The organism is Aminobacter sp. BE322 (assembly GCF_050433525.1).
Lineage (GTDB): Bacteria > Pseudomonadota > Alphaproteobacteria > Rhizobiales > Rhizobiaceae > Aminobacter.
Genome location: NZ_JBNPXB010000029.1, coordinates 21,112 through 30,946, shown reverse-complemented (window position 1 = coordinate 30,946; position 9,835 = coordinate 21,112). Strand labels below are relative to the sequence as shown.

General features: G+C 63.0%; 5 protein-coding genes and 1 pseudogene. 3 read left to right on the top strand and 3 right to left on the bottom strand.

Annotated features, from left to right (window positions below):
• The first annotated feature begins 105 nt into the window (after positions 1–105).
• Positions 106–825, top strand: a complete 720-nt coding sequence (locus tag J2X50_RS23670) for an AAA family ATPase (protein ID WP_429098514.1) — start codon at positions 106–108, stop codon at positions 823–825.
• Positions 743–3,013: a S8 family peptidase gene (locus J2X50_RS23665; RefSeq protein WP_429098506.1), complete on the top strand. Its 2,271-nt coding sequence runs from the start codon at positions 743–745 to the stop codon at positions 3,011–3,013. Before J2X50_RS23670 ends, J2X50_RS23665 begins: the two co-directional genes overlap by 83 nt.
• Before the next feature lie 281 nt (positions 3,014–3,294).
• On the opposite strand, the pseudogene J2X50_RS23660 reads toward J2X50_RS23665, so the two are convergent.
• Together J2X50_RS23660 and mutS are read right to left on the bottom strand one after the other, a co-directional pair.
• Positions 3,295–3,679 (bottom strand): annotated as a pseudogene (locus tag J2X50_RS23660) (VOC family protein).
• A gap of 32 nt (positions 3,680–3,711) precedes the next feature.
• A complete protein-coding gene (mutS, locus tag J2X50_RS23655; RefSeq protein ID WP_429098512.1) occupies positions 3,712–6,375 on the bottom strand; it encodes a DNA mismatch repair protein MutS in 2,664 nt (887 codons plus the stop codon).
• 201 nt (positions 6,376–6,576) lie between these two features.
• Between mutS and J2X50_RS23650 the strand changes: the two genes are divergently transcribed.
• Positions 6,577–8,865, top strand: coding sequence for an NADP-dependent malic enzyme (locus J2X50_RS23650; protein ID WP_429098504.1), 2,289 nt, complete (start codon positions 6,577–6,579; stop codon positions 8,863–8,865).
• 205 nt (positions 8,866–9,070) lie between these two features.
• Here the strand turns inward: J2X50_RS23650 and J2X50_RS23645 are convergent, their stop codons facing one another.
• Positions 9,071–9,835 carry a DUF5131 family protein gene (locus tag J2X50_RS23645; protein ID WP_429098502.1) on the bottom strand — a complete coding sequence of 255 codons (765 nt, stop codon included), beginning with the start codon at positions 9,833–9,835 and terminating at the stop codon, positions 9,071–9,073.

Below are 9,835 nucleotides of genomic sequence, written 5' to 3'. Positions count from 1 at the left end.
CGGCAACGGCTCGATTCGGTCCACATCCGCGCCCTGAATCACGTTTCACGCCCGGCGGGAATCCCTCAAATCCGATTTTCCAAACAGCCTCTAAGGTCCCACGGCGTGCAACCGCGGCATACAATGCTGCTCTCTGGCCCCCCCGGCAATGGAAAGACTTCGGTTGCGGAGGCGATCGCGGAAGCGCTTGCCCTGCCGCTGTTCACTGTCAGATACGATGCGCTGGTCGGATCATATCTAGGGGAAACGAATACGAGACTACGCAAACTATTTGACTACGTCAGGACGACCGCCTGCGTACTGTTTTTTGATGAGTTCGACGCCGTCGGCAAAGAAAGAGGCGATACGCACGAAACAGGCGAAATCAAGCGAGTCGTATCCTTTCTTTTGATGCAGATTGACCAGCTTCCAAGCTACGTCGTGGCAGTAGCTGCTACGAACCACCATGAGTTGCTGGATAGCGCGGTTTGGCGCAGATTTCAGATGCGGCTGCATGTTCCGCAGCCCGACTGGCGCCAGACTGCAGTACTGATTGCCAGACACCTCGATACGTGGAAAGAAAAACTGTCGATTTCCCCCGAAGCATTGGCCAAACAACTTGAACCGGCGAGCTTTGCGGAGATAGTGGAGTTCTGCCAGACTGTCAGGCGAAGACACATTTTATCTTCCGGATCTAGATCGCTGGAATCAATAGTCCGACAAGAAGTACAGCACTGGTCGGAGCGGGTGGGGCAAACAACAAGTGCAGGCCGATCCAACAAAGCCGATTCTCAAGCTCGACACCCCAGAGGAAAGCGTCAGGCAGCCGGGTCACGGCAACGCTAGGCCGTCGCGCACAATTGAACCAGCGGTACAGGGCGAGCGGCTGGGGCCGAAGTTCCAGCGCCTGCGGGACTTCCTAGACGGACAGCCTCAGCCCGTCCAAGGTCAGCCCGACGGTCTTGCTCCGGAACGTTTGCTTGTTTTTGAGGTCACGGGTTCCGTGACAGATTTCGTGAAAGCGGTCGGCAAAGTCCAAGGTCTGACGTTCGCCGGTGAAGACCTTCTCGATCCCGACGAGCTAGATGAGGATCCGCAGGTTTATTTGCTGGTGCCGAACCTGGCGGCGTTGCGCCAAATCGTTTCCCTTTGGCAAGCTTGGCAGCGCGGAGCGGATTTGCCTTACGGATTCGCTCCGTGGAGGCAGCTGTTCTTGAGGCTGAGGGACATCCGCCCATGGGGACCTAAAGATCGGGTTCGACCTCTCGATCAATCGCTGCTGAGCGATGCTGCCGAAGCAGCCTTACCCGGTGAGCTTATCCGATTGGAATGCGAACTAGTTTTCAGACGGGTGAGCGAGACCGCTCAGGCGGCCGTTAGTACTGTCCAAGCCGCCATCAGGGTAGCTGGCGGCCAAGTTGTGAGTGAGGCAAGACACGTAGACTTCGATTATCATGCGGTCCTCGTCGATCTTCCCCGTGATGAGGTAGCTCGCATTGCAGCGCTGCAAGACAACAGCTTGGCCGGATTGGACCCTGTGCTGTCTATCATGCCCCAGAGCAGAAGCACCACCATTGAGTCGGGGGAGGGTGAGCCGGCAGACGCTATTGAGCAAGCTGAGCTAAATGAACAACCTATTGCGGCGATTTTCGACGCTGTACCGCTGCAGTCGCACCCTTGGATTGCCAATTGGTTGAGCGTTTCCGATCCGCATAATCTGGAGGCTTTGGCCGTCGGGCCTCGAGTCCATGGAACTGCCATGGCCTCAATTGTTGTTCATGGAGATCGCAATGTCCCTTCCGCGCCGATAGGCAGGAAACTGTATTTCAGAGCGGTGATGTATGCCCCAGCGCCTGACATGGGTGGAATATCTCGGGAGCGTTTCGTCGACGACCGACTAGTGATCGACCTGATGGTTGAAGCGGTCAGGACCATGCGGGATGAGGGCCACAATCAGATTGTGGTTGTGAACCTATCGCTTGGAGACTCAAACAAGCAGTACAGCGGTCGAGTTTCAGCTTGGGCGCGAGCGATTGACTATCTATCGTTTCGATATGGTGTCCTGTTTGTTGTTTCGAGTGGGAATGTCGGGAGGTCGTTGCAGCTTGACGCCTACGCGCACGCAGACGATTTTCGAGTGTCGAACGATGCTGTGCGGAAGTCGGCGCTACTTCGTGCTCTGGATGCGGTGAAAGCGGATAGGCGCTTGCTTGCCCCAGCTGAGAGTGTGAACGCCTTGTCTGTTGGGGCATGGCATCGAGACAGTCTTGATCCGCTACCGTTGCCTAACGGACGTTACATTGGGTTCCCTGAGTGCGACATGCCGAACGTCTCATCGGCGCTCGGGCATGGACACAAGAGCGCAGTTAAGCCCGACGTATTGTTTCCGGGAGGGCGCGAGCATCTCATCTTGGCTCCCGCCGCTCAGCCCGTAAATGTACGCCCCAGTGCGGCGGGCACACGCTTCGGTGGTATTCGTGTCGCTGCACCAAGCATTCCAGGCCAAGCTCCAGACTATAGTGCTTGGACACTTGGGTCGAGCGCTTCGGCTGCGTACGCAACCCATACGGCCCATGTGATCTATGAGGTCCTTGAGCGTGAGTATGGTAACATATTCACTGCCTTGCCCAATGCGCAGAAAGCCGCGCTACTAAAAGCCCTTCTTGCCCATCCTGCGACCTGGAACGCCTCTGACGAATTCATCATTGCCACAAAATTCCCCGTTCAGGTGAACTGGGATCAGATGCGTAGGGAGGTGTCTCGTCATCTCGGTTACGGGTTCGTGTGGCCACCAGACGCGATGAGTTGCGCTGCAGATCGGGCAACGCTGTGGGCTGCGGGCCGTCTGCTGCCGCAGGCAGCAGTTGAGTATCGATTGCCTGTGCCCAACGACTTTCGCGGAACCGCAGCGCTTCGATCAGTTAGGGCAACACTTGCCTGGTTTCGCCTACGCGACCCGGCCATCAGTCCTATAGGGCTTCCAAGCTCCGAATTATTCCGCTGTCAGATCATATCAAAGGCGCTGTTGGCGTAGCGCCGGCTATTGAACCGCCATGGACGCAAACCGAGGCTGGAACCTTGATCCATCGTCGGTGGTCTGGCCAAGCGTTCGGGCATCTGGCTGCGGGCAGCTCAATCTCGCTCCAAATCCAAAGAGAGAAAGATCAGGGTCCTGCTCTCGATGACGCCATTCCCTACGGTTTGGCCGTCACAGTCACAATGGAGGACAATCCGACGATCTACGACGAGATTCTGAATCGGGTGGCTGTCAAGCCTCGCAGTCGCGTCCAAGTATAGGGTCGGCCGCGCCCCCACCTATGTCATTTGGTTGAACACCGCCTCGATAGGATGCCCATCCGGATCAACCACAAACGCGGCAAAGTAGTTCGGGCCGTAGTGCGCCCGCAGGCCTGGGCCGCCATTGTCCTTGCCGCCATGCGCGATTGCCGCTGTGTGGAACGCCGCGACGGACTGCCGGTCGGGGGCGACGAAGGCGAGGTGGAAGCCGGGGCCGGGTGGGCGCTGGCCCTTGCTATGCTGCTTGATCGCCAGCCTGTCGCCGCCGCCTGACGTACCGTAGCCGACCGCCTGTCGACATCTCTGGGCGAAAGGTCTTCCCAGACCCTGACATAGCCGAGCGGTCCGCGTCGTAGAAGGCCGCGGCACGTTCGACGTCGGAGACGCCAGGCGGATGAAGCATACCCGTCTCCAATGCGCCCCCTAAAACCGCCCCTACCTCCCCGCCAGCCCCTTAAGCCTGTACAGCGCGTCCAGTGCCTCGCGCGGCGTCATCTCGTCGGGGCTGAGCCCGTCCAGCGCCTTGCTCAGCGCGTCGTTGGCGACGGGCGTCTCGCGCTTCATCGCCACCGAAAACAGCGGCAGGTCGTCGACGAGCTTGTTGGCCTTGCCGGAGGTCTCGCCTTCCTCGAGCTGGTGCAGCACCTCCTTGGCGCGCGCCACCACCGCGTCGGGCAGGCCGGCGAGGCGGGCCACCTGCACGCCGTAGGAGCGGTCGGCGGCACCCTTGCCCACCTCGTGCAGGAACACCACTTCGCCTTCCCACTCCTTCACCCGCATGGTCACGTTGTGCAGGCGGCCGAGCTTGCCCGAAAGGGCCGTCAGCTCGTGGAAATGGGTGGCGAAGATCGCACGGCAGCGGTTCTTCTCGTGCAGGTACTCGACCGCCGCCCAGGCGATCGACAGGCCGTCGAAGGTGGCGGTGCCGCGGCCGATCTCGTCGAGGATGACCAGCGTGCGCTCGCCCGCCTGGTTGAGGATGGCGGCCGTCTCCACCATCTCGACCATGAAGGTCGAGCGCCCGCGCGCCAGGTCGTCGGAGGCGCCGACGCGGGAGAACAGCCGGTCCACCACGCCGATATGGGCGCTGGTCGCAGGGACAAAAGAGCCCATCTGGGCGAGGATGGCGATCAGCGCGTTCTGGCGCAGGAAGGTCGACTTGCCGCCCATGTTCGGCCCGGTGAGCAGCCAGATCGCGCCCCATTTGTCGTTGCCGTCGGGGGAGAGCGTGCAGTCGTTGGCGACGAAGGGCGCGGCAGCCTCGCGCCGCAGCGACTGCTCGACCACGGGGTGGCGTCCACCCGTTATGTCGAAGGCGAGGCTGGCGTCGACTTCGGGCCGGCACCACGCCTCGTTCTGGGCAAGCAGCGCCAAGGCCTGCGACACGTCGAGCACCGACAGCGCATCAGCACCCGCGCGGATCGCCTGGGCGTGGGCCACCGCCTCGCCCACCAGCTGGTCGAAGGCCGCGAGTTCGATGGTCAGCGCCCTATCGGCGGCGTTGGCGATCTTGGTCTCGAGGCCGGCGAGCTCGGTGGTGGTGAAACGCATCGCGCTCGCCATGGTCTGGCGGTGGATGAAGCGCGCCTTGGCCTCGTCGCTGCCGTTCAGCACCTGCTGGTGGTTCGCCGTCACCTCGATGTAGTAGCCGAGCACGTTGTTGTGGCGGATCTTGAGCGAGCGGATGCCCGTCTCCTCGATCAGGTCGCGCTCCATGCCGGCGATCACCCGCCGCGACTGGTCGCGCAGCGCCCGCATCTCGTCGAGCTCGCCATGGTAGCCGGCGCGGACGAAACCGCCGTCGCGCTTGAGCAGCGGAAGTTCTTCGCCAAGGGCGGCGTCGATATGGTCGGCGAAATCGGCCGGCAGCGCCGTTATCGCCGCTATCGCCGTCGCCAGCTCCTTGGGCAGCGCCGCCCCTGAAAACAGCCCGGCAATGGTGCGCGCCGCCGAGAATCCCGAGCGCAGGGCGCCAAGGTCGCGCGGTCCGCCGCGGTTCAGCGCCAGCCGCGACAGCGCCCGCGGCATGTCGGCCACGCCCTTGAGGCTGAGCCGCAGCGCCTCGCTGAGCCGCGTCTCGCCCATGAAGAACGACACCGCGTCGAGCCTGGCGCCGATCGCCTCCGGATCGGTCAGTGGCGACATCAGCCGGTCGGCGAGCAGTCGCGCGCCGCCGCCGGTCGCCGTGCGGTCGATGGCGCGGAACAGCGAGCCGTCGCGGCCGCCGGAAAGCGTGCGCAGCAGTTCGAGATTGGCCCGCGTCGCCGGGTCGATGAACAGCGTCGCCCCCGCCTGCTCGCGCTCGGGCCGCGACAGCGGCGGCCGCTCGGCCTTCTGCGTCTTCTCGACATAGGCGATGGCGCCCGAGATCGCCGAAAGCTCGGCGCGGGAAAACGCCCCAAAGCTGTCGGGCGTCGCGACGTCGTAGAAGCGGGCGATGCGCTGCGGCGCCGAGGTCGAATCGAACAGGCTCGGCGGCTGCGGATTGACGATGCGTCCCACCAGGTCGAAGCTCGGCCTGAGCTCCTCGTCGTGGAACGCCGGCTCGGCGACGATCAGCTCGCGCGGGTCGATGCGGAAGATGTCGGCGGCCAGCCTCTCCGGCGTCGTCTCGGCGACGCGGAAGATGCCGGTCGAGATCTCGATCCAGGCGAGCGCGAGGGCCGCTTCGCCCGTGCCCTTCACCCGCCCCAGCGCCATCAGGAAGCTCGATTCCTGCGGCGCCAGCAGCTTGTCCTCGGTGATGGTGCCGGGCGTCACCAGCCGCACCACGTCGCGCTTCACCACCGACTTCGAGCCGCGCTTCTTGGCCTCGGCCGGGTCCTCGATCTGCTCGCACACCGCCACCCGGTAGCCGAGCCCGATCAGCTTCTGCAGGTAGTCGTCGGCGGCATGGATCGGCACCCCGCACATCGGGATGTCCTGCCCCAGGTGCTTGCCGCGCTTGGTGAGCACGATGCCGAGCGCCCGCGAGGCCTTCTCGGCGTCGTCGAAGAACAGCTCGTAGAAGTCGCCCATGCGGTAGAACAGGAGCGAATCCGGGTTCGCCGCCTTGATCTCGATATACTGCTCCATCATCGGCGTCGGCGCCGCATGCACCTGGGCTTCGGCCCGGGGTTCCCCCCGAACTTCCGCAAAGTCAGCGTCCGCGGCGATGGTCGGTCGGTCGTTCACGCACGGCCCTTCAAAAAAAGCAAACCTACCCCTCTGCTTGGCGGTTTACAGCGCCGATGTGTAGCCTTAATCCGGAACGCTCCACACAAAAAGAAATTGTATACAAGGGTAGGAACAATTCTCGCCATGGCAACGAACCGGAAATCAGACAACACCGGCCCCTCGGTCAGTCCCGAGGAGGCGCTCGACTTCCACGCCATGGGCCGGCCCGGCAAGCTGGAGATAAGCCCCACCAAGCCGATGGCAACCCAGCGCGACCTGTCGCTCGCCTATTCGCCCGGCGTCGCCGTGCCGGTGAAGGCCATCGCCGAGGATGCCTCCCGCGCCTTCGACTACACCACGCGCGGCAACATGGTCGCCGTCATCTCCAACGGCACCGCCATCCTCGGCCTCGGCAATCTCGGCGCGCTTGCCTCCAAGCCCGTCATGGAAGGCAAGTCGGTGCTGTTCAAGCGCTTCGCCGACGTCGATTCCATCGACCTCGAGGTCGACACCGAGGACGCCGACGAATTCGTCAACTGCGTCCGCTTCCTCGGCCCGTCCTTCGGCGGCATCAACCTCGAAGACATCAAGGCGCCGGAATGCTTCATCATCGAGCAGCGCCTGCGCGAGCTGATGGACATCCCCGTCTTCCATGACGACCAGCACGGCACCGCCATCATCGCCGCCGCGGGCCTCATCAACGCGCTCGCCGTCACCGGCCGCGACATGGCCACCACCCGCCTCGTCTGCAACGGCGCCGGTTCCGCCGGCATCGCCTGCATCGAGCTCATCAAGGCCATGGGCTTCACGCCCGAGAACGTCACCCTGTGCGACACCAAGGGCGTGGTCTGGCAGGGCCGCACCGAGGGCATGAACCAGTGGAAGTCGGCCCACGCGGTCAAGACCGAGGCGCGTTCGCTCGCCGACGCCATGGATGGCGCCGACGTCTTCTTCGGCCTCTCGGCCAAGGGCGCGCTCACCCCCGCCATGGTCCAGTCCATGGCCAAGAACCCGATCATCTTCGCCATGGCCAATCCCGACCCGGAGATCACGCCCGAGGAAGTGGCCGAGATCCGCACCGACGCCATCATGGCCACCGGCCGTTCGGACTATCCGAACCAGGTCAACAACGTGCTCGGCTTCCCCTACATCTTCCGCGGCGCCCTCGACGTCCGCGCCACCACCATCAACGACACCATGAAGGTCGCCGCCGCAAAGGCGCTCGCCGACCTCGCCCGCCAGGACGTGCCCGACGACGTCGCCGCCGCCTACCAGGGCAACCGGCCGAAATTCGGCCCCAACTACATCATCCCGGTGCCGTTCGACCCGCGCCTGATCTCGGCGATCCCGGTCGCAGTGGCCAAGGCCGCCATGGAATCGGGCGTCGCGCGTAGGCCGATCGTCGACCTCGACAAATACGCCAACGAACTCTCGGCCCGCCGCGACCCGATCGCGTCGACCCTGCAGCGCATCTCCGACCGCGTCCGGCGCCAGCCCAAGCGTATCGTCTTCGCCGAGGGCGAGGAGGAGCAGGTCATGCGCGCCGCCGTCTCCTACGTCAACCAGAAGCTCGGCACCGCCATCCTGCTCGGCCGCGACGACGTCATCAAGGAGAACGCCCGCCACGCCGGCATCGAGCTCGACAAGCCGGGCATCGAGATCATCAACGCGCGGCTGTCGCGCCGCAACACAATCTATGCCGACTATCTCTACGAGCGCATGCAGCGGAAGGGCTTCCTGCTGCGCGACTGCCAGCGGCTGATCAACAACGACCGCAACCACTTCGCCGCCTGCATGGTGGCCCTCGGCGACGCCGACGGCGTGGTCACCGGCGTCACCCGCAATTACTCGACCGTGCTGGACGACGTCCGCCGCGTCATCGACGCCAAGCCCGGCCACCGCGTCATCGGCGTGTCGATCGTGCTCGCCCGCGGCCGCACGGTCATCGTCGCCGACACCGCCGTGCACGACATGCCCAACGCCGAGCAGATCGCCGACATCGCCGAGGAAGCCGCCGGCTATGCCCGCCGCATGGGCTACGAGCCGCGCGTGGCCATGCTCGCCTACTCGACCTTCGGCCACCCCGCCGGCGAACGCTCCGAGCGCGTCCAGGAGGCGGTCAAGATCCTCGACAAGCGCCGCGTCGATTTCGAGTACGACGGCGAGATGGCGGCCGACGTCGCCCTCAACCACCGCCTGATGCAGCAGCAATACCCCTTCTGCCGCCTCACCGGTGCCGCCAACGTGCTGGTCATGCCGGCCTACCACTCGGCCGCGATCTCGACCAAGATGCTGCAGGAACTCGGCGGCTCCACCGTCATCGGCCCGCTTCTCGTCGGCCTCAACAAGCCGGTCCAGATCGTCCCGCTCAACGCCAAGGACTCCGACATCGTCAACATGGCGGCGATCGCGGCCTATAACGCGGGGACTTGAGGGCTAGGCGCCAAGGGCGACGCCGAAGCTGCCAATCTCCCCCCTTGTGGGGGGTGAGGAGTGGTTGCCGCAGGCAACGAAAAGCCAATTGCTTGGCTTTTCGAAACGACGAACGCCCGGCAGGACATAGGGGGGGTGCGAAGGAGCGCGAAGTGTCCGCACCTGCACGAAGCAGCCATGTGGATGCCGCTGGTGCAAGTGAGGTCTATAGCGGCGTTGAAGCTACGGCGGATTGAGGAAGCTCATCCCAGGTGCGGTTGTCTAGGACGCGTCCATTGCGTTTCTTGTTGGCTCCGCCCCATTGTTTGAAATGGAATGCCACGCCCTCACGTTCACACTGGTCCCGAATTGATCTGACCCAATCCGGGTTCATAGGGCGAGCACCGGGTCCGCTTTCTCCACCAGCGATGACCCAATCGATCGCGCTGAGATTCAGTCCATTCAGCGGGCCAAGAAGAGGTTCCAAGCTTAGAAACTTGATTGCAGCATTCGTCGCACGAAGGTCAGTTACGCGAGATAGGTAATCAGATGACTCAACGCTGACACCCATCCAGACATTGGATGGCCACTCTAAACGAGCGGACAGATCTCGAAGCTTGTCTGAGCGTTTCGTCAGCACCTGATAGGTGTGCTGAGGCGTGTCCTTCATTACGGCGAATACGCTGCTAATAAAATCTAGAGGGACATCTTCGTGGAATAGGTCTGACATAGAATTTACAAAAATGAGACGACCGCGCTTCCAAGTTCTAGGCAAGGCAAGGGCGTCGTAGTCGAGTTTAAGTTTGCCATTCCATTTGGCTCGCCCACCAGATTTACGCGTAATTCCGGTGTATTTTGGCTGCCCCATCGCTTCAAGGCGGCTCGCCATCCGCATTGCATAGCAATTGGTGCATCCGGGCGACAGTATCGTGCATCCTGCGACAGGATTCCAGGTCGCTTCAGTCCATTCTATGCCCGAATTGGTAGCCAT

What these genes read in the sequence shown, in the direction of transcription:
- J2X50_RS23650 (WP_429098504.1), top strand. Translation starts at nt 6,577, where the DNA reads ATGGCAACGAACCGGAAATCAGACAACACCGGCCCCTCGGTCAGTCCC.
- J2X50_RS23645 (WP_429098502.1), bottom strand. Translation starts at nt 9,835, where the DNA reads ATGGCTACCAATTCGGGCATAGAATGGACTGAAGCGACCTGGAATCCT.